At 44.3% G+C, this 21,234-nt stretch carries 18 protein-coding genes and 1 tRNA gene; 15 read left to right on the forward strand and 4 right to left on the reverse strand.

Going from position 1 to position 21,234, the window contains the following annotated elements; translation table 11 throughout:
• Positions 1-20: 20 nt before the first annotated feature.
• The 5 genes from rapZ to KFT32_RS18460 all read left to right on the forward strand — a co-directional run bounded on the left by rapZ (position 21) and on the right by KFT32_RS18460 (position 4,363).
• Positions 21-926, forward strand: a complete 906-nt coding sequence (gene rapZ, locus KFT32_RS18440) for an RNase adapter RapZ (protein ID WP_211748720.1) — start codon at positions 21-23, stop codon at positions 924-926.
• A 189-nt stretch (positions 927-1,115) separates the two neighbouring features.
• A complete protein-coding gene (locus KFT32_RS18445) occupies positions 1,116-2,081 on the forward strand; it encodes a gluconeogenesis factor YvcK family protein (RefSeq protein ID WP_211748779.1) in 966 nt (321 codons plus the stop codon).
• 5 nt (positions 2,082-2,086) lie between these two features.
• Positions 2,087-3,031: a DNA-binding protein WhiA gene (gene whiA, locus KFT32_RS18450; RefSeq protein WP_211748721.1), complete on the forward strand. Its 945-nt coding sequence runs from the start codon at positions 2,087-2,089 to the stop codon at positions 3,029-3,031.
• A gap of 128 nt (positions 3,032-3,159) precedes the next feature.
• Positions 3,160-3,429, forward strand: coding sequence for an HPr family phosphocarrier protein (locus KFT32_RS18455; protein WP_211748722.1), 270 nt, complete (start codon positions 3,160-3,162; stop codon positions 3,427-3,429).
• 169 nt (positions 3,430-3,598) lie between these two features.
• Entirely contained in the window at positions 3,599-4,363 is a 765-nt protein-coding gene (locus KFT32_RS18460; protein ID WP_211748723.1) for an SIMPL domain-containing protein, read from the forward strand.
• Positions 4,364-4,447: 84 nt separating this feature from the next.
• Here KFT32_RS18460 and clpP read toward each other — a convergent pair whose 3' ends face one another.
• Both clpP and KFT32_RS18470 read right to left on the reverse strand, forming a co-directional pair.
• Positions 4,448-5,044, reverse strand: a complete 597-nt coding sequence (gene clpP, locus KFT32_RS18465; RefSeq protein WP_211748724.1) for an ATP-dependent Clp endopeptidase proteolytic subunit ClpP — start codon at positions 5,042-5,044, stop codon at positions 4,448-4,450.
• A gap of 196 nt (positions 5,045-5,240) precedes the next feature.
• Positions 5,241-5,315: transfer RNA gene (locus KFT32_RS18470), tRNA-Arg, on the reverse strand.
• A gap of 302 nt (positions 5,316-5,617) precedes the next feature.
• On the opposite strand from KFT32_RS18470, the gene KFT32_RS18475 reads away from it, so the two are divergent.
• From KFT32_RS18475 to rnr, 9 genes are all read left to right on the forward strand, one after another.
• Positions 5,618-6,640, forward strand: coding sequence for a sugar-binding transcriptional regulator (locus KFT32_RS18475; protein WP_211748725.1), 1,023 nt, complete (start codon positions 5,618-5,620; stop codon positions 6,638-6,640).
• A gap of 114 nt (positions 6,641-6,754) precedes the next feature.
• Positions 6,755-7,759, forward strand: coding sequence for a type I glyceraldehyde-3-phosphate dehydrogenase (gene gap / locus KFT32_RS18480; protein WP_211748726.1), 1,005 nt, complete (start codon positions 6,755-6,757; stop codon positions 7,757-7,759).
• Between the two features lie 250 nt (positions 7,760-8,009).
• Positions 8,010-9,191, forward strand: a complete 1,182-nt coding sequence (locus KFT32_RS18485; protein ID WP_211748727.1) for a phosphoglycerate kinase — start codon at positions 8,010-8,012, stop codon at positions 9,189-9,191.
• Positions 9,192-9,229: 38 nt separating this feature from the next.
• Positions 9,230-9,985 carry a triose-phosphate isomerase gene (gene tpiA / locus KFT32_RS18490; RefSeq protein WP_211748728.1) on the forward strand — a complete coding sequence of 252 codons (756 nt, stop codon included), beginning with the start codon at positions 9,230-9,232 and terminating at the stop codon, positions 9,983-9,985.
• 1 nt (position 9,986) lies between these two features.
• Positions 9,987-11,531, forward strand: a complete 1,545-nt coding sequence (gene gpmI, locus KFT32_RS18495) for a 2,3-bisphosphoglycerate-independent phosphoglycerate mutase (RefSeq protein ID WP_211748729.1) — start codon at positions 9,987-9,989, stop codon at positions 11,529-11,531.
• Between the two features lie 113 nt (positions 11,532-11,644).
• Positions 11,645-12,931, forward strand: a complete 1,287-nt coding sequence (gene eno, locus KFT32_RS18500; protein ID WP_211748730.1) for a phosphopyruvate hydratase — start codon at positions 11,645-11,647, stop codon at positions 12,929-12,931.
• Positions 12,932-13,152: 221 nt separating this feature from the next.
• Positions 13,153-13,338, forward strand: coding sequence for a YjfB family protein (locus KFT32_RS18505; RefSeq protein ID WP_211748731.1), 186 nt, complete (start codon positions 13,153-13,155; stop codon positions 13,336-13,338).
• Between the two features lie 91 nt (positions 13,339-13,429).
• Positions 13,430-13,660 (forward strand): preprotein translocase subunit SecG, encoded by a 231-nt coding sequence (gene secG / locus KFT32_RS18510; RefSeq protein WP_211748732.1) that lies wholly within the window; start codon positions 13,430-13,432, stop codon positions 13,658-13,660.
• A gap of 282 nt (positions 13,661-13,942) precedes the next feature.
• Positions 13,943-16,636, forward strand: coding sequence for a ribonuclease R (gene rnr, locus KFT32_RS18515; protein WP_211748733.1), 2,694 nt, complete (start codon positions 13,943-13,945; stop codon positions 16,634-16,636).
• A 146-nt stretch (positions 16,637-16,782) separates the two neighbouring features.
• Here rnr and KFT32_RS18520 read toward each other — a convergent pair whose 3' ends face one another.
• A complete protein-coding gene (locus tag KFT32_RS18520) occupies positions 16,783-17,853 on the reverse strand; it encodes a response regulator (protein WP_211748734.1) in 1,071 nt (356 codons plus the stop codon).
• Between the two features lie 46 nt (positions 17,854-17,899).
• Positions 17,900-19,717 (reverse strand): cache domain-containing sensor histidine kinase, encoded by a 1,818-nt coding sequence (locus tag KFT32_RS18525; RefSeq protein WP_211748735.1) that lies wholly within the window; start codon positions 19,715-19,717, stop codon positions 17,900-17,902.
• Positions 19,718-19,852: 135 nt separating this feature from the next.
• Between KFT32_RS18525 and KFT32_RS18530 the strand changes: the two genes are divergently transcribed.
• Entirely contained in the window at positions 19,853-21,232 is a 1,380-nt protein-coding gene (locus tag KFT32_RS18530; RefSeq protein WP_211748736.1) for an ABC transporter substrate-binding protein, read from the forward strand.
• Positions 21,233-21,234 lie beyond the last annotated feature (2 nt).

Consider the following 21,234-nt stretch of genomic DNA (forward strand, 5'->3'; position numbering starts at 1 on the left):
AAATTGATAGGGGGAAAATCATGTTTGAAGGTGAAAAATCACCAGCAGGTGGAGCAACCCTTATTATCATTACAGGGATGTCAGGTGCAGGGAAGACCATTGCTGTACAGAGTCTGGAGGATTTAGGATTTTTCTGTGTTGATAATTTGCCTCCCGTACTTATTCCTAAGTTTGCAGAACTCATTGTCCAATCAAATGGTAAAATTGGCAAGGTAGCATTGGTCATTGATTTGCGCGGGCGCGAGTTTTTTACAGCCCTGTCTGAATCTTTGAATTACATTAAGGATCATTTTACAATTCATTGTGAAATTATGTTCCTGGATGCGCAAGATAGTGTTCTTGTGCAGCGATATAAGGAAAGCCGCCGGAGACATCCGCTTGCACCAGAAGGAATGCCGCTTGACGGGATCAGGCTGGAACGCAAGATGCTGGAAGAACTTAAAAATTCTGCTACACAGGTACTGGATACTAGCAGCATGAAGCCTGCTCAGTTGAAAGAGAAAATCATTTCTAGATTCTCGCATTTAGAGAGCCATATGTTATCCGTAAATGTTACTTCTTTTGGTTTCAAATACGGAATTCCCATTGATGCCGATCTGGTATTTGATGTACGGTTTCTACCAAATCCTCATTACATTGATCACCTCCGTCCAAATACGGGACAGAATAGTGATGTATATGAATATGTAATGAAATGGCCGGAGACGCAGGCGTTTTTGACCAAACTGCTTGATATGCTGCACTTCCTCATTCCTCAATATCGGAAAGAAGGAAAAAGTCAGGTCATCATCGGTATTGGATGTACAGGCGGGAAGCACCGTTCGGTTGCTATATCCGAGTATTTAGGCAAGATGCTAGGGGCAAGCGAGACGGAATCTGTTGTTGTGAGTCACAGAGATGCAGATCGCGATCGGGAACGCCATTAGAGAAGGTTTTATGAATAGATTTCAAATGGATTTACTGATTTTGGGATGGCACCTGCGTAGGATACAACATACAATGTATGGACCGCTCATACCTGCATTCGTTAAGTAAGGTTTTAAAAAGAATAACGGATTGCTTACCTTGAGCAACCTCTTATAGAAGGTGAAGTGGTAAAAGTGGCTGTAGAACAAATGAAACGTCCGCATCTTGTCGTTATGGGTGGCGGAACAGGGCTATCTGTCATGTTGCGGGGGTTAAAAAATAAGCCGCTTGATATCACGGCAATTGTTACGGTTGCTGACGATGGAGGGAGTTCAGGCATGCTGCGAGATGAACTCCAGATGCCTCCTCCAGGTGACATCCGTAACGTGCTTACAGCGCTTGCTGATGTAGAGCCGTTGATGTCAGAATTGCTTAATTATCGTTTTAGTGGAAATGGCGGATTGTCTGGACATAGTCTGGGGAACTTGATTTTAGCTGGAATGACAGATATAACAGGTGATTTTGTAACAGCGGTGAGAGAGATTAGCCGTGTTTTTGCCGTACGCGGGCAAGTGTTGCCAGCAGCGGCAGAAGCTGTTGTGCTTCGCGCCGAGATGGAGGATGGCACTGTCATAACAGGCGAGTCCCAGATCCCAGAACATGGTGGGCGGATTAAGAGGGTTTTTCTTGAACCGGATCACGTGGAGCCGTTGCCAGAGGCTATTCATGCGATTGAGCAGGCGGATGCAATTATCATCGGCCCTGGTAGCTTATATACGAGCATACTGCCCAATCTTCTCGTACCAAAGCTGGCAGAAGCAGTTGTATCTTCGAAGGCAGCCAAAATATTCATTTGCAATGTAATGACTCAGCCAGGGGAAACAGACGGTTACTCCGTTGGAGATCATCTGAAAGCAATTGATGCCCACATTGGCCATAAAATATTTGATTATGTCATTGTTAACAATGGAGATATTCCTGAACCCGTTCAGGAGATGTATGCTGAAAAAGGTGCAAAACCAGTACAGCTTGATCTGGAAGAGATCCTGAAGTACTCCAATGAATGCATCGCAGATCGACTTGTCATGTATCGAACTTATTTACGGCATGACGCTAATAAACTAAGTCATCACATTTACACGCTAGTGCAAAACTGGATGATTCGAAAGAGGTGAGATCCTTGTCGTTTGCGGCACAGACCAAAAAAGAATTAACCCTGATCGAAAGTGAACCCTGCTGTGAGAAAGCAGAGTTATCTGCTCTCATTCGCATGCTTGGCTCGGTACAGCTGTCGAATAAGAAGGTTATTTTAGACGTCTCTACGGAGAATGCCGCGATAGCAAGGCGAATCTATTCTTTGCTCAAAAAACACTTCCAGGTGCATACCGAGTTATTGGTTCGTAAAAAAATGCGGCTTAAAAAAAATAATGTATACATTGTAAGGATTCCGGTTCGTGTACAAGAAATATTAAAAGAACTGGAAATTGTATCTGAAGGATTTCTGTTTACACCTGGGATTAATCCGAATGCGATCAGCAAAAATTGCTGCAAACGGGCCTACTTAAGAGGTGCTTTCATGGCTGGGGGTTCCGTTAATAATCCGGAAGGTTCTTCCTACCATTTAGAGATTGCCTCTATGTATGAAGAGCACTGTCAGGCTCTCGTGGATCTTGCGAATGAATTCAATCTGAACGCGCGTTGTATTGAGCGGAAAAAGGGTTTTATTTTCTACATCAAAGAAGGCGAAAAAATTATTGAAATGCTCAGTATCATTGGTGCACATCAGGCCTTGTTTAAATTCGAGGATGTTCGAATTATGCGCGATATGCGGAACTCCGTAAATCGGATTGTCAATTGTGAAACGGCGAATTTGAACAAAACGATCGGGGCAGCCGTTCGTCAAATTGAGAACATTAAGCTGCTGGATAGAGAAGTGGGACTGGAAACCCTTCCTGATAAGCTTCGTGAAGTAGCTGAAGTAAGACTCGCGAATCCGGATATTAATTTAAAGGAAGTCGGGGAATTACTAAAAGGGACGGTGAGTAAATCGGGCGTAAATCACCGTTTGCGCAAAATTGATGAGATGGCTGAACGAGTTAGAGCGGAAAAAGGGCTATTGATTTGAGAATAAATATAGTGGATCAGGTAAGAAGTCTTTTTTTCTTCTAGTTTCATTCATGCTATAATGGTATAATGTTTATAATTATGAAGTATTGATTTAGGTAGAGATTTTCTAGAGGGGGTAAAGTTTCCATGACAAAACACCCGGTTGTAGTCCGTTTGAAGACGGGGCTTCATGCCAGACCAGCTGCACTGTTCGTTCAAGAAGCGAATAAGTATTCGTCAGAAATTTTTGTGGAAAAAGATGAGAAAAAAGTAAATGCCAAAAGTATCATGGGAATTATGAGCCTTGCTATTAGTACAGGTACTGAAATTTACATTAGCGCCGAAGGTGCAGACGCTGAGCAGGCTGTTAATGCTTTAGTTAGTCTTGTAAGCAAGGAAGAATTGGAAAACCAATAAATTCATGTTTTCATATGTGTATACAGAAAAGCCTCTTTTAGAGGCTTTTTGTCGTTTTATCCCATACATAAAAGAGTTTGAGAAATGGAACATTTTTCAAATAGATTTCGTCTAAAAGTTTGTAATGTACGAGTTAGAAGATGTTTATATCAAAAAGGAGGCACGTGATATGAAGAAAACAGTATGGATTAAACCCGCAGCAGCTGTCGTTATAGCAGGGACAATGCTCATTGGTGGGGGCGGGGGAGCCCTCTCATTTGCTGGAAAAGCACAAGCACAAGAAGCAGTTGCCGTTCAGAATATCGTATCTGTTGTGGGAAAAGGTGAAATTTCGGTTAAACCAGATATCGCCTATTTATTTATCGGCATTAGTTCTGAAGGAAAAACAGCTGCGGCAGCTCAAAAAGCAAATGCAACGAAAATGCAAAGTTTGACGAGTCTGCTTAAGAAAACATGGAAGTTAGAGAACAAAGACATACAAACGAATCAATTCTATGTTCAGCCTAATTACACGTATAGTGAAAAAGAAGGTCAACAACTCAAAGGATATACGGCTACTCATTCACTCAAAGTGAGCTACCGTGATCTCGACAAGGTAGGAGAGCTGCTTGATGCTGCTGCCGAAGCGGGAGTTAATCAAATTGATAACATTCAGTTTTCCATTGAAAATAAAGATGCTTTTGAAACAGCAGTAATTGAGAAAGCAATGGCTAATGCAAACTTGAAAGCTGGAGCTATCGCCAAAGTTGCAGGACGCAGTCTAGGAAGTGTAATAAGTGTGAGTCAGGGGAATACAGCGGAACCCGTGCGTTACTATGAGCAGATGTACGATATGAATACGGCTGCTTCGAGCACTGCGGAAAAATCGACTTCGGTTGAAGCGGGTGAAATCAAATTGACGACAGAACTTACTGTACACTATCAACTCAAATAGTTGCTTTCCTAAAATCAGGAATAGCGATTTGTCATAAAAAAAGCCACAGGCCCTATAAAAGGACTGTGGCTTTTCCATTTACAATTAGATGCCTTGTGGCGGAGTAGAAGAGATAACTTTGTCAACAAGACCATAAGCTTGAGCTTCTTCAGCAGTCATGAAATTATCACGATCTGTATCTTTCTCAATACGCTCAATAGGTTGACCTGTGCGCTCAGCCAAAATTTTGTTGAGCTTATCGCGCATTTTGAGAATGCGACGTGCACGAATCTCGATGTCCGTTGCTTGACCTTGAGCACCGCCAAGTGGCTGGTGAATCATGATCTCACTGTTTGGAAGTGCATAGCGTTTGCCTTTTGCACCTGCATTCAGCAAGAATGCACCCATAGAAGCTGCCATACCCATGCAGATAGTCGATACATCTGGTTTGATAAATTGCATGGTGTCATATATCGCCATACCCGCCGTAATGGAACCGCCAGGACTGTTAATGTATAGGTGAATGTCTTTCTCCGGATCTTCCGCAGTGAGGAACAGCATCTGAGCGATGATGGAGTTAGCTACAACATCGTTGACGTCGCTTCCCAGAAAAATAATCCGATCTTTCAGCAGTCTGGAATAAATGTCATAAGCGCGTTCACCGCGATTGGTTTGTTCTACGACCATAGGAATGTAACTCACGTGAAAAACCTCCTTAGGAAATTTAGTTTTTTAGTTTATAGAGTGACGTTAACAGCATCTATATAACCACTGTTTCCGTATTACCCACATCATAAACAAATCCAAACAAAAAGTCAAAGAAAGTCAAACTTTTTGAATAAAAAAAGAAACCTATTCGGTTTCATCGGTTAAAGGTATAAGAAGCCGTTAATAATAATGGCGCGCCCGCGAGGAATCGAACCTCGATCTCAGGCTCCGGAGGCCTACGTCATATCCGTTGGACCACGGGCGCACAAACTGTGACAGCAATAATGATTATATCTGATCACCAAAAAAATTGCAAGAAAGTTTGCCGGGGGTGTTTGATGTTCCATTATAATGTACAACCTATAATAATAGGTCACATGCTGTGAACTAAATCATTGTAAGGAAACGGAGTGTATAAAGGGGCGAAGCTTTGCAAAATATACTTTTGGACCCCTTGCATACCACGTCAGATTTAGGTAAAATAAACGTGGGACTTAAAAAGTTAACCCGGGACGATTTTAGTCCATATTAGAGACCGGAACGAAGGAGTTTGCGGGAGTGGAAAGCATGCGAACGATTTTAGAAGTGCAGAGGCAGCTTCTACCTGATCTCATGGACGTGATGAAGAAGAGATATACGATTCTGCGCCAGATCATGATTTCGGATGTAATCGGACGAAGAACGCTTGCCAATTCTCTGAATATGACGGAGCGTGTGCTCAGATCAGAAACGGATCTGCTCAAATCGCAAGGCCTTATCGAGATTGAGAGCATGGGCATGAAAATAAGCGAGTCCGGCGAGCAGTTGCTTGAAATGTTAGAACCTATGGCCAAAGAATTATTTGGACTATCGGAAATAGAAGAGCAAATTCGGAAAACTTATGGACTTCAAAAGGTCATTGTTGTTCCGGGCGACTCAGAAAGTTCTGAATATGCAAAACGGGAGCTTGGACGCGCAGGGGCTAAGGCTCTACTTAGAGTAATGAATGATGAAGATGTTATCGCAGTTACCGGTGGTTCAACTACCGCTGCTGTAGCTGAGCATCTAACTCCATCCTCTTCGATGCGTGGAGTATGGTTTGTTCCGGCGAGAGGCGGACTTGGTGAAAGTGTGGAGTTCCAGGCGAACACCATAGCATCTACCATGGCCAAAAAGCTTGGAGCTGAATACAGATTGCTTCATGTTCCTGATCTTCTAAGTAATCATGCCTATGAATCGCTAGTGCAGGACTCTAACATTCAAGAGATTCTAGGTCTAATCCGTAAAGCCCGCATCGTGATCCATGGGATCGGCGGTGCAATGGAAATGGCGAAGAGACGTAAACTTGCACCTCCGACGATTGATGAAATCAGAGATGAAGGTGCAGTGGCTGAATCCTTTGGTTATTACTTTAATAATGAGGGTAAGGTTGTTCATACCATGCTTACACTAGGTATGCGTCTGGAGGATATTACACGAACAGATGTCGTCATTGCCATCGCAGGTGGCAAAAACAAGGCAGATGCCATAAAAGCCGTACTGCGTTTCGGTCAGGAAGATATCCTTGTTATTGATGAGGCGGCAGCTACAGAGATTGTTAAGGATTTATAACGCTTCTTGAAAGCTACAAGCTTGATGAAGCCAAAACTTGTTGTCTTGATGAATCTAAATAGATTCGTCTTGAATATATAAAAAAATTAAGCAAAACTTGGGAGGAACTTACTCATGGTTAAAGTAGGTATTAACGGTTTTGGACGTATTGGACGTAACGTATTCCGCGCAGCACTCAACAACAGCGAAGTGGAAATCGTAGCAATCAACGATTTGACTGACGTAAGCACTTTGGCTCACTTGCTCAAATACGACACTACTCATGGTCGTCTGAATGCAACTGTAGAACATAAAGAAGGCGCGCTTATCGTTAACGGCAAAGAAGTAAAAGTATTTGCTGAGCGTAACCCTGAAAACTTGCCTTGGGGAGCTAACGGCGTTGAAATCGTTGTTGAATCCACTGGTATCTTCACAGCTAAAGAAAAAGCAGAAGCTCACCTTAAAGGCGGAGCTAAAAAAGTTATCATCTCTGCTCCAGCAACAAACGAAGATATTACAATCGTTATGGGCGTTAACGAAGACAAATACGACCCAGCTAACCATACAGTAATCTCCAACGCTTCTTGTACTACAAACTGCTTGGCACCTTTTGCTAAAGTTCTTGACGAGTCCTTCGGTATCGTTAAAGGTATGATGACAACTGTTCACTCTTACACTAACGACCAACAAGTACTTGACCTGCCGCACAAAGACCTTCGTCGTGCTCGTGCAGCTGCTGAGAACATCATTCCTTCTACAACTGGTGCAGCAAAAGCAGTTAGCCTTGTATTGCCACAACTGAAAGGCAAACTGAACGGTATGGCTATGCGTGTTCCTACTAAGAACGTTTCCGTAACTGACTTGGTAGTTGAACTGAACAAAAACGTAACTGTTGAAGATGTAAACGCAGCTTTGAAAGAAGCAGCTAACGGACCTCTGAAAGGGATCATGAACTTCTCTGAAGAGCCGCTTGTATCTAGCGACTACAACAGTGATCCAGCTTCTTCCACAATCGACAGCCTGTCCACTATGGTAGTTGGCGATAACATGGTTAAAGTTGTATCTTGGTACGACAACGAGTGGGGCTACTCCAACCGCGTAGTAGACCTTGCTGCTTACATCGCTAAAAAAGGTCTGTAAGAATAACACATCGGCTATTTAATGCCGTATGTGAAATCCAGGTGAAGAGGAGAACATTTATGTCTCTCCTCTTCATCATGGTTTTTATCTTTAATGCCAGAGAACCGGAGAAACCGGTCTATATAAATAGAGAGAAATATAAGCACTATACTGCTGTTTAAATGAATGGGCTATTTGGTTTCACCGAATGGTTACTACACATAAGATATCAGCTGTCTCTTTTCAGATGGCGCTTAGGAGGAACGTGGAGATGAACAAAAAAAGTGTACGTGATGTAGAAGTAGCAGGAAAACGTGTGTTTGTTCGTGTCGATTTTAATGTACCGCTCGAAGATGGAAAGATTACTGACGATACTCGTATTCGTGAAACGTTGCCAACAATCAAATACCTGATTGAACAAGGTGCAAAAGTAATTCTTGCTAGCCATATGGGACGTCCTAAAGGTGAATTTGTTGACTCGCTTCGCTTGACACCAGCGGCGAACCGTCTATCCGAATTGCTTGGCAAACCGGTTGCTAAAGCAGACGAAGCAGTAGGAGAAGCAGTTAAAGCAGAAATCGAAAAAATGAACAACGGCGATGTACTTGTGCTTGAAAACGTCCGTTTCTACCCTGGAGAAGAGAAAAATGATGCAGAATTGGCAAAACAATTTGCTGATCTGGCTGACCTTTTCGTAAATGATGCATTTGGTGCTGCTCACCGTGCACACGCATCAACAGAAGGTATTGCTCATCATCTTCCGGCTGTTTCCGGTCTTTTGATGGAAAAAGAACTTGATGTTCTTGGTAAAGCATTGACGAAACCAGAGCGTCCTTTCACTGCAATCATTGGCGGATCTAAAGTTAAAGACAAAATCGATGTTATCGATAACTTGCTTAACCTTGCTGACAATGTACTCATCGGTGGTGGCCTCACATACACGTTCTTCAAAGCGCAAGGTCACGAAATCGGACAATCTTTGCTTGATGATTCCAAGCTAGACGTAGCTCTTGGGTTTATTGAAAAAGCGAAGAAGCTGGGTAAAAACTTCCTTCTTCCAGAAGATATCGTAATCACGAAGGAATTTAGTGCTGATGCGGAAACGAAAATTGTAGATATCGATAGCATTCCTGCAGATTGGGAAGGAATCGACATCGGACCGAAAACTCGTGCGAAGTATGCAGAAGTTATTAAAAACTCCAAACTGGTTGTATGGAACGGACCAATGGGCGTTTTTGAAATCGAGCCATTCTCTCACGGTACTCGTGAGGTAGCAGAAGCTTGTGCATCTACAGAAGGATACACAATCATCGGTGGAGGAGATTCAGCTGCAGCAGCAGAGAAATTCCATCTTGCTGATAAAATGAATCACATCTCAACTGGTGGCGGTGCTTCCCTCGAATTTATGGAAGGCAAAGAGCTTCCTGGTGTTGTGGCATTGAACGATAAATAAGCAATTCATTTCAGGATATAAAAGGAGGAGCGTACGATATGAGTAGAACTCCGATCATCGCAGGTAACTGGAAAATGTTTAAAACTGTATCTGAATCCACTTCGTTTATTGAAGCGGTAAAAGGTAAAGCTGAAGTAGAAGGTGTAGAAAGCGTAATTTGCGCTCCATTTACGAATCTTCCAGCATTGGTTGAAGCAGTAAAAGGCACGAACATTAAAATTGGTGCTCAAAACCTTCATTTTGAAGACAATGGTGCTTTCACTGGTGAAATCAGTGGCGTTATGCTGAAAGATCTCGGTGTTGATTACGTTGTAATTGGACACTCTGAGCGTCGTCAGTATTTTAATGAGACAGATGAAACAGTAAACAAGAAAGTTCATGCTGCTTTCCGTCACGGCCTTACTCCAATCGTATGTGTGGGTGAGAAACTGGAAGAGCGTGAAGCGGATCAAACTAAAGATGTATGTAAAGTACAAACAGAAGCTGCTTTTGCTGGCCTCGCTACTGATCAAGCAGCGAAAGTTGTTGTAGCTTATGAGCCAATCTGGGCGATTGGAACAGGTAAATCTTCCACTTCCCAAGATGCAAACGAAGTTATTGCATACATTCGCGGAGTAATTAAAGATCTTTACAACGAAGACGTTGCAAACGCAGTACGTATCCAATACGGCGGCAGTGTAAAACCTGAGAACGTAACCGAATATCTCGGTCAAAGCGATATCGACGGAGCACTTGTTGGCGGAGCAAGCCTTCAACCTGAATCCTACATCGCGCTCGTTCAGGGGGCGAAGTAAGATGACAGCACCAAAACCTGTAGCACTGATCATTATGGACGGTTTCGGACTTCGTAACACCGATGTTGGTAATGCTGTAGCTCAAGCGAAGAAACCAAACTACGATCGTTATATGGCTAAATATCCGCACACTACACTTACAGCAAGTGGAGAAGCGGTTGGACTGCCTGAAGGACAAATGGGGAACTCAGAAGTAGGACACTTGAACATCGGTGCAGGCCGTATCGTATATCAAGATCTTACTCGGATCTCCAAATCCATTCGCGATGGTGAGTTTTACGATAATGAAACGCTTGTAGGTGCTGTACGTGCTGCCAAACAAACAGGCAAAAAGCTTCATCTGTATGGTCTTTTGTCTGACGGTGGTGTGCACAGTCACATTCATCACTTGTTTGCCATGTTGGATCTGGCTAAAAAAGAAGGAATGGACGAAGTTTACATTCATGCTTTCTTGGACGGCCGCGACGTTTCACCGAATAGCGGTATCAAATTCCTTGAGCAATTAAATGCTAAAATCGAGGAAGTAGGTATTGGTAAAATTGCAACGGTTCAGGGTCGTTACTATGCAATGGACCGTGACAAACGCTGGGAGCGTATTGAAAAATCTTACCGTGCAATCGTGTACGGAGATGGACCTAAATACACGGATCCAATGCATGCGGTTAAGGAATCTTACGAAAAATCAGTATATGATGAGTTCGTAGAACCGACGGTTATTGTCAAAGAAGATGGACAACCCGTTGGCCTTGTAGAAAGCGGAGATTCTGTTATCTTCTTGAACTTCCGTCCAGACCGTGCCATTCAGTTGTCTCAAGTATTCACTAACCAAGATTTCCGTGGATTTGATCGCGGAGATAAATTACCTCAAGGTCTTCACTTCGTTTGTCTGACATTGTTCAGCGAAACGGTGGAAGGTTATGTAGCTTACTCACCTAAGAACCTTGATAATACACTTGGTGAAGTGCTGGTTCAGAATAACAAGAAACAATTGCGTATTGCTGAAACAGAAAAATACCCTCATGTAACGTTCTTCTTCAGTGGCGGACGTGATGTGGAACTTCCGGGTGAAACTCGTATTCTAATCAATTCTCCTAAAGTTGCAACTTATGATCTCAAACCAGAAATGAGTGCATATGAAGTAGCTGACGCTTGCGTTAAAGAGATTGAAGCAGACAAACACGATGCGATCATCTTGAACTTTGCGAATCCGGACATGGTAGGTCACTCCGGTAAACTGGAGCCAACCATTCGTGCGGTAGAAGCAACGGATGAGTGCATGGGACGCGTTGTTGAAGCGGTTCTTGCCAAAGGTGGCGTGGTACTGATCACTGCTGACCATGGTAATGCGGATATGGTATTTGACGAGAATGGAAATCCGTTCACGGCACATACTACGAACCCTGTACCATTCATCGTTACTTCTGAGCATGTGAAGCTTCGTGAAGGTGGTATTCTTGCAGACATCGCTCCAACTATTCTTGACTTGATGGAACTTCCGCAACCTGCGGAAATGACCGGAAAATCCGTCATCTCGGAGCGCAAATAGTCCGTTAGCGGAACTTACTTGCAAATGACTGTCTGACTTTGTTTTAATAAGAGTTATAAGGCCTAGCTAGCCAATCAATAGATTCGATTACATTTAAAAGGAGATTATTACTCATGACTATTATTTCTGACGTATACGCACGCGAAGTCCTTGACTCCCGTGGTAACCCAACAGTTGAAGTTGAAGTTTATCTTGAATCCGGCGCAATCGGCCGCGCAATCGTTCCATCCGGTGCTTCCACTGGTGCTCACGAAGCGGTTGAGCTTCGCGATGGCGACAAAGATCGTTACCTAGGTAAAGGCGTTCTTAACGCTGTTAAAAACGTAAACGAAAAAATCGCTCCAGAAGTTATCGGTATGGACGCTCTTGATCAGCTCGGTATCGACAGACTGATGATTACTTTGGATGGTACGCCAAACAAAGGTAAATTCGGTGCAAACGCAATTCTTGCAGTATCCATGGCAGTAGCTCGTGCAGCTGCAGACGCTCTTGATCTGCCACTGTATGTTTACCTTGGTGGATTCAACGCGAAACAACTTCCAGTTCCTATGATGAACATCGTTAACGGTGGCGAGCATGCCGACAACAACGTTGACGTACAAGAATTCATGATCCTGCCTGTTGGCGCTCCTTCTTTCAAAGAAGCTCTTCGTACAGGTGCTGAAATCTTCCACAGTCTGAAATCCGTTCTGAAAGCAAAAGGACTGAACACAGCTGTAGGTGATGAAGGTGGTTTTGCTCCTAACTTTACTTCCAACGAAGACGCTCTTGGCGCAATCATGGAAGCTATTGAAAAAGCTGGATACAAACCAGGTGAAGATGTTCTTCTTGGTATGGACGTTGCTTCTACTGAGTTCTACAAAGATGGTAAATACACACTTGCAGGCGAAGGTAAATCCTTTACTTCTGCTGAGTTCGTAGACCTTCTTGCTTCATGGGTTGAAAAATATCCAATCGTTACAATCGAAGATGGTTGCTCCGAGGATGACTGGGAAGGTTGGAAACTCCTCACTGAGAAATTGGGAGACAAAATCCAACTCGTTGGTGACGACTTGTTCGTTACAAACACTGAGCGTCTTGGAAAAGGTATCGATGAGCACATCGGTAACTCTATCCTTATCAAAGTTAACCAAATCGGTACACTTACTGAAACTTTCGATGCAATCGAAATGGCGAAACGCGCTGGTTACACAGCTGTTATCTCCCACCGTTCCGGTGAGTCCGAAGATAGCACAATTGCGGATATCGCAGTTGCAACAAACGCAGGCCAAATCAAAACGGGTGCACCTTCCCGTACTGACCGTATCGCAAAATACAACCAATTGCTTCGCATCGAAGACCAATTGGGTGAACTTGCTCAATACAACGGCTTGAAATCTTTCTACAACTTGAAAAAATAATAAGCGTAACTGCTTATTTTTAAAGAGCCGATCCACGTGGATCGGCTCTTTTTTATTTACGGTAATCTATCTTGGCTTTACAGGCATGGATTTTTAGCTATGTTGCTTTTAACGGGATTGCAACTACTGGATAAAGGTTAGCTATATATCCTTCAGTAGGGACAGTTATTTTCTTTTTCCTTTATCCGATATATAAGGATATGGAAAGGAGGTATATCATAATGGATATCGGATCTTTATCTATGGCCATGTCGCAGTCATCGCTTAAACAGGCAGCTTCTCTACAAGTGATGGGGATGGCAAAGAATCAGGCAGAAGTGATGGGACAGCAAATGGTACAAATGCTCAGTACAGTTGCGCCAGCTCCTCATCCTACATCAGGCAGTATGTTGGATATCAAGGTTTAGTGATTGCTTATTCCATCTCCTGTATGATACAATAGGAATACTGTTTATCAGCGTGGATGTAAACGCACATTTTTTCTAGGAGGTGGAAGTTATGGAACTCGTTTTGAAATTGCTTCTCGTTATTTTTGCCATCGGTGTTATTGTCGTTGTTCTTCTTCAACAAGGGAAAAGCGCAGGTCTTTCCGGTGCCATCTCCGGCGGTGCGGAACATCTTTTTGGCAAGTCCAAAGCACGCGGTATGGAACTCGTACTTGAACGAATTACGATAGGTTTTGCAGTCGGATTTATGGTTCTTGCGATCGCAGTTGCCGTAGTTCAGTAATGATTTTTAAGATAACAAACTCAGACCTTCGTTCCGTGAGGAACGGAGGTTTTTTTAATATACAGATGAAAGTGGATCCTTTATAGCGATCTTGTTTTTCGGTAATCAGAAAGTTTAGATTAATTTCGTGTATACTAGGGTAAGATTTTACTAATGCTTATTGATGGCAGTGACTCTGGAAAATGAACAAAATTTGCCCTTTTGATGCGATTTGTCATTTCCTTTTTTGAATTAAACTTTATACATAAAGACCTACTTTTATGTTTACTAGAGGTGAACCTAATGATAACGGAACAGCAATTGCTCGATTTTATGCATGAAACGGCCTACAAGCCGATGACTTATCAGGAGTTGGAACAGCATTTTAATATAGAAGATGCCTCCGAGTTCAAAGAATTTCTTAAATTACTCAATCATCTCGAAGATGAAGGGAAGATTGTACTTACCAGTGCGAACCGCTATGGCGTCCCTGGACGCATGCAGATGGTCCGTGGACGGCTTCAAGCCCATGCGAAGGGGTTTGCCTTCCTTATCCCTGAAGATCGTGAGCATCCGGACGTGTACATCCATGCCAATGATCTGAAAAGTTCCATGAATGGAGATACCGTTCTTGTTCGTGTAACTTCCAAAGGTCCTGAGGGCGGCCGACTTGAGGGTGAAGTGGTTCGCATTGTAAAACGTGCGATCACTCAAGTCGTTGGCGTATTCCAAAGTCATGAAGTATATGGCTTCGTTATACCGGATGACAAGCGGATTAATCGTGACATCTTTATTCCTCGCGGAAGTTTTCAAGGTGCAGAAGATGGTCAGAAAGTCGTTGTAAAGATAGTAAGCTATCCGGAAGGCCGTGCGGCAGCTGAAGGGGAAGTCATTGAAGTTCTTGGTCACAAAGACGATCCAGGGATTGATATTCTATCAGTGATCCGCAAGCATCAACTTCCAGAAGGATTTCCTGATGAAGTCATCGCAGAGTCGGAACAGGTGCCTGAATCGATTACTGAAGAAGAAATTGTGCGTCAAGGACGCCGTGACCTCCGTGGTCTAAACATTGTCACCATTGATGGTGAGGATGCCAAAGACTTGGACGATGCGGTTAACGTTGAGCGTCTTGAGAACGGTCATTACCGGCTTGGTGTGCATATTGCCGACGTAGGCTACTATGTACCTGAGAATTCTAAGCTTGACCAAGAAGCTTATAACCGAGGTTGTAGTGTGTATTTGGTTGACCGGGTAATTCCAATGCTTCCAAAACGCTTGTCTAACGGGATATGCAGTTTGAACCCGCAGGTTGACAGGCTCACCATGTCTTGTGTGATGGAATTCAACGAACAGATGAAGGTCGTCAAACATGATGTGTTCACAAGTGTCATTAAGACCAAGGAACGGATGACCTACAAGAATGTCTATAAAATTCTGGAGGAAGAAGATCCAGAACTTATTGAGCGATACAGTGAACTCGTGGACGACTTCAAACTGATGAAGGAAATCGCCATGAAGCTTCGCAATATGCGGATGCGCCGCGGTGCGGTAGATTTTGATTTTGAAGAGAGCAAAATCATCGTCGACGCAGAAGGTAAACCGGTAGATATCGTGAAGAGAGAGCGGACGGTAGCGGAACAGATTATCGAGGAGTTTATGCTCGCTGCAAATGAAACGGTAGCGGAACATTTCCACTGGTTGAAAGTTCCGTTCATCTATCGTGTGCATGAGGACCCAGATCAGGAGAAGCTGCAGAACTTCCTCGCTTTTGCTGCGAATTTCGGTCATCAGGTGAAAGGACGCGGGAATGCGATTCATCCAAGAGCGTTGCAGTCACTGCTTGAAGATATTCAAGGGACAAAAGAACAGACGGTCATCAGTACGATGATGCTGCGTTCTATGAAGCAGGCGAAGTATGATTCGGAAATGTCGGGACACTTTGGCCTGGCTGCTGAGTTCTATAGTCACTTTACTTCTCCGATTCGTCGTTATCCAGACCTTGTAATTCACCGTGTGATGCGTGAAGTATTTGAGAATAACGGAGCGCTCCCAGATCAGCGTCATGAATACTTGGCAAGCCGTATGCAGGACATCGCTCAGCAATCTTCTGAGCGGGAGCGTGTGGCGGTAGAGGCTGAGCGGGACACGGAGAAAATGAAGAAAGCTGAATTCATGCTCGACAAGGTCGGCGAAGTATTCGAAGGAATGATCAGCAGTGTTACCAGCTTCGGAATGTTTATTGAACTGGAGAATACGGTTGAGGGCCTTATCCGACTGAGCATGCTGACAGACGACTATTACCATTTTGACGAACAACATATGGCACTTATAGGGGAGCGTACTTCGAAGGTCTTCCGCATCGGAGATGAAGTGGAGATTCGTGTAACCCGTGTTAATATGGATGACTACACGATCGACTTTGAGATGGTAGACATGAAACCTAGCCAAGGACGTCCTGGAGGGCAAGGCGGACCACGCGGTGGTGGTCGTGGTGGCCAACAACGTAACGACGGTCGCAGCGGTGTCCGTGGTGGAAATCGGGAAGGCCAGCGTGGTAGAACGGGCGAGACTGGAAGTCAGGGCGGGAAGCGTCGTGACCAAAGTAACGCTGGTAATGCTGGCGGTAATGGAAACCGCGCTAAAAACGGTGGACGCGGCGGACAGGGCATCAATACGAATTCCGCATCTCGTTCATCGGACCGTCCAAGTTTTGGGTTTGGTTCAGGTAAAGGTGGATACAGTTCAACAGGCTCTGCCTTCGGCTCAGGTTCAGGTTCTTCAAGCTCGGAAGGTCGCGGTGGATACCAGCAAGGAAAGGGTCGGAAGAAGAAAACGACCAAGAGCGGGATCTTCGTTGGCGATCAGGGCTCAGCAGACCAAACCGTGAATCCGCCAGTAGGAGACGGTGAGTCATCGGCTGGCAAACGTAAACGGAATAAGAACAAAGGCGGCAACAAGAACGGAATGGCCGCATTTGTACGCAAAAAGAAAAAATAAACCATCTGCCTAGAACATGAGACGCTTAAGATAAGCGGACACGAACAGGAATGGTTACATCATAGAAGCTGGCATGTCATGCCCCTTAAATAGGGCTGACATGCCAGCTTCTTTTTTATGTGAATCAGAAGTGTTTCAGGCGGAGACTAGATGCTTCGGTGATGCTTGATGTAATCAGCAGGGGCAATGCCATGGATCTTCTTGAACGTCTTGCTAAAATGGGGGTAATCGGTATATCCCACCCGTTCACAAATTTCTGAGGCGCTATGGATTTGCTGTTCAAGTAATGATCTCGCTTCTTCCATACGCAAACCAATGAGATACTGTACATAACTGGTTCCGGTCTCTTCTTTAAACAAACGGCTAAAATAAGTGACCGACATACCCGCGACATCAGCTGCTGTCTGAACAGACAAATGACGATCAGATAAGTGCTCTTCAGTATACTTGATCACTTTGGAAATATGGGTACGTGAGCCAAAATTCCGTGATTTCCTCACAGCGTGGAGCAGGAACTGAATATAAGCTGTACATTGTTTATGCACAGAGGGTAAGTCTTTGGTAGATTCGGTTTCTTCATCAGCCCATGATTTTCTGCTGGCAGGTGTACCTTGGAGATTGAGTCCGCGATATTGCAATTCCCCATCTAGTTTCTCCTGCAGTATGTTAATCAAGGTATAGGTGGGAATATCCTCAGCAGCGTCTTCCTCGTAATGACTAATGAGCTCATGGAGTATTTCTTCAGCAGCGGGTTCATCCAAGCGCCAGACGGCATCGGTTAATTCTTTTAGCATCTCTTCATGGCTCAGGACCCATTGTCTGTAATCAAGAACTTTACGTTTTTGTTTCTCTAATCGGAGATGGATGGTTGTGAGAGTCTGCTGGAACTTATCTGGACTGACTGGCTTCAGTAAAAAATCTTCCACACCTAAACGCAGCGCCCGCTGCGCATACTCGAATTCTCCATAACCTGAAATGATGAGGAAAAGGACATCAGGGCACGTTTCTCTCGCTTTTTCAATAAGATCAAGGCCATCTATTCCTGGCATACAAATATCTGTAATGATGAGGGCAGGCTGTTCTTCTAGTAGTATAAGTGCCTCCTCCCCATCCTCGGCTTCTCCTGCTACACGAAAAGGAAGTCCAGAGGACTCCACGAGCTTCGCAAGACTGCGATGAATCATGTATTCATCATCCGCGATGATTACTTTATACATAAAAAAGTCCTCCTTTAAGTGTATAGGTGGGATCAGCAGCGAAAGACTAGGTTTTCGAATGAAAAGGGATAAGTGTACTATTTGGTAATCTCACCTCTAAATGCGTGCCCTTCTGGTCAGAAGAGGCAATAAACAGTCCATATTCATCTCCAAAAGATAAACGGATTCGCTCATGTACACTTCCGAGTCCAATACCACTTGATGCAATTGCTTGATGAAGGAGTTCTTCCTGTTGAAAATAGGCGTTCAGACGATTTTTCTCTGCTTCATTCATTCCATGTCCAACATCTTTGATATGGAGTATATACCGACCTTGCTCATGACTCAGAGCTAAACCGATATAAGTAGGCGGAAGTCGGTGGTTCTGATAACCGTGAATAAAGGCATTCTCAACAAGAGGTTGCAGCGTAAGGCGAACAAGGTAAACATGGTCCAGCATAGATTCATCTAAATCTATATCCATCGTCAGCTTACGGTATCTGGCAGACTGAATATCCAAATACGCTCTCAAATGCCCGATCTCCTCTCGAAGAGTAACAATTTGATGCGCGTTTTTTAAATTATAGCGAAACAGATCGGCAAGAGAGGTTGTCATTTTGCTGATGACCTGGTTGTTCTCCATGATGGCATGACTATTGATGACTTCCAGTGTGTTGTATAGAAAATGGGGGTTGATCTGTGACTGCATCGCTTGGAGAGCAGATTCCTTCTGAGCAAGTTCATGTTCCCGCTCCTTCAGCTTAGCAGATTGTACTTCGTCTACGAGTCGTTTCAGTTCATCCACCATATGGGCATGACTGCGAAAAAGCTTTCCAATCTCATCGTGGCGTTCGGTCATCTTGGTTATCGGAAGCGTGAAGTCGCCTGTCTGGACCCTTTTCATAAAGCGCTCTAGAAGGGATAAAGCTCGACTGATTTGGAGTGAAAAGCCTCCTAGAATAAACACGGTAACGATCATAATGACGGCAAAGCAGTAAATTGCGGTTGCTCTGAGGTCTAATAGTTCGCCTACGACCGCATTTTTGGGTTGTTCTAGAGCAACGATCCAGTCTGTCTGAGGAGAGTGCTCATATAATAAAATATTTTGATGACTTGCTTCGTATTCATGTAATAAGCCTGTCTTGCTGAACGTAAGATCACGAACAAGGGAAGGCGTGAGGGAAGTGCCGATCCGTGGATTGTCTGGATGATAGATGATATGGCCGCTTGTTGCATCTGCAATCCAGACTTCAAGTTCATGGTGAGAAACATTTTTGCATATCCCAGCAATCTGGCTGAGGTTCAGATCAACGACAAGCAGTCCTTCGAACAGATAACTCTGGTTGCTCGGAATTTTCCGTGTCACGGTAAGGACTGGTTCTGTGCCTACGTACCGAATCCCCTCAATATGAAAATCATCCATTTGTTCCATCTTTCCTAAGAGTAGCCGATTGCGATGCGTAATTTGGCCCATATCAAGCATTTCAGTGGCGCGGGTATAGTCGCTAACAATAAACCCATTTTTGGCTACAAGGGACATGCCGACAAGATCATCCCGGCCGTAGAGCATTTGAGCAAACATTCCTTTTTCGATGGATTCGGATAATTTAAGGTAAGCGTAAGGCGATAGGCTGCGGCTATTGACCAGACTTTGGATGCTGGCATTCGAGAGAAAAGGGTAGGTAGAGGTTTCGAGTCCGGCAATGTACAGGTTTAAATACTCATTCGTTTGGGTTACGATGCGCTGATTGGAAGCAATGGTGGATTTTTCAATCGTTGCAGTGGAGGCATTGTACCAGTATGCGCCGAGCAGGAGTACGGGCAAACAAACGAACAGAAGGCTGATGGTGATCAGCTTTTTGTTAATGGATAGATTCTTCAGCATAGACCGCTTACTCACCTCCTTGCCGAACTTAAGTGCAGGAAAAGACAACTGGAATACGAAAAACCATTCCGCTTTATCTTACAATATTTACAATATAAGGTGTGGGATGGATCAAATATATCGGGGGGCGGTTTCATGGTCAAGCGTAAAGGAATGTCCGTACTCGTATGTATGCTTCTAGTGCTGACGGTATTCGCAGCAGGCTGCAGCAAAGGCGGAAATGGCACTGCGGAAACACCGGGTGGTACGGCAGAACCTAAGCCAGGAGCGAATAACCCTCCGCAGGAGCAAACGGAAATCACGCTCGGTTATTATTCAGATGGGAAAAGTGATGCCAAGATGAAGGAGCTCATCGCTACTTTTACCGAGAAGCATCCAAACATCAAAGTAAAAACACAAAGCGCACCTTATGGCCAGTTCTATCAAAAGCTCGATACACAGATTGCCGCAGGCAAAGCGCCTGATGTGTGGTTGTCAGATGGAGCACTCGTGATGAAGTATGCAGAACGCGGAACTTTGAAGGACGTTACAGAATGGATCAATAAAGATCTTAACAAAGACGATTACTATGGACTTGAGTTCAATAAAGATGCAGAGGGACACTACTGGGGCATTCCACAAGGGATTCAGATCGGTGTGCTGTATTACAACAAGGATCTGTTTGATAAAGCAGGTGTAAGTTATCCGGAGGATAGCTGGACGTGGGAAGATTTGAAGACAGCAGCCGAAAAGCTGACGGTTGATGCAAGTGGAAAAACAGCGACGGATGCGAGTTTTGATGCGAATAGTGTAAGCCAGTTTGGCTTAACCTTTTTCAGTATTACAGAAGGATGGTTTTCGGTGCTGAAATCATATGGCGGGGGCATTCTGGATGAGACGAACACAAAATCGATTGTGGATTCCCCTGAGAATAAGCAGGCAATGAATTGGATTGTAGATGGCATGAAAAGAGGGATCTTCACCGATCCGGTCGATCTGAAAAGTTTCCAAAGCTCGATGGCTGTATTCCCAAGTGGCTCGGCCGCGATGCGGATTGGCATTTATGCACGTGTTCAGGCAGCAAACGAAGCAGGACTTAATTATGATGTAGCACTGTTACCAACTGGACCGAATGGGAAACGTTTTGCGCCTGTTATCGCGAACTCATGGGTGATCAGCGCCAAGGCAGATGAGGCAAAAGCTCAGGCGGCATGGGAATGGATGAAGTTCTGGGCGACGGAAGATGAGGTCCAAAAAGAGTGGGCCGCACTCGGTGAAGCCGTCCCAGTGAAGAAATCGGTGGCCAATTCGGATGTGTTCCTCACTGCAGGGGCGAACCCAGCGAATCGTCAAGCTTTCCTGGACAGCTTCGAGTTTGCGGGAACCTTGGATACGAATGCGGTATGGGAAGAATGGGTATCCAAGTTTAACGAAAATGCGGAACGCGCTTTCCTTGGCGATACATCCGTAGAGGATACGCTTACGAAAGCAAATGAAGAGATACAGAAAGTGCTGGATGGTTTCTATCAGAAATAAGA

The sequence above is a fragment of the Paenibacillus sp. Marseille-Q4541 genome (assembly GCF_018310695.1).
In the GTDB taxonomy this organism is placed as follows: Bacteria; Bacillota; Bacilli; order Paenibacillales; family Paenibacillaceae; genus Paenibacillus.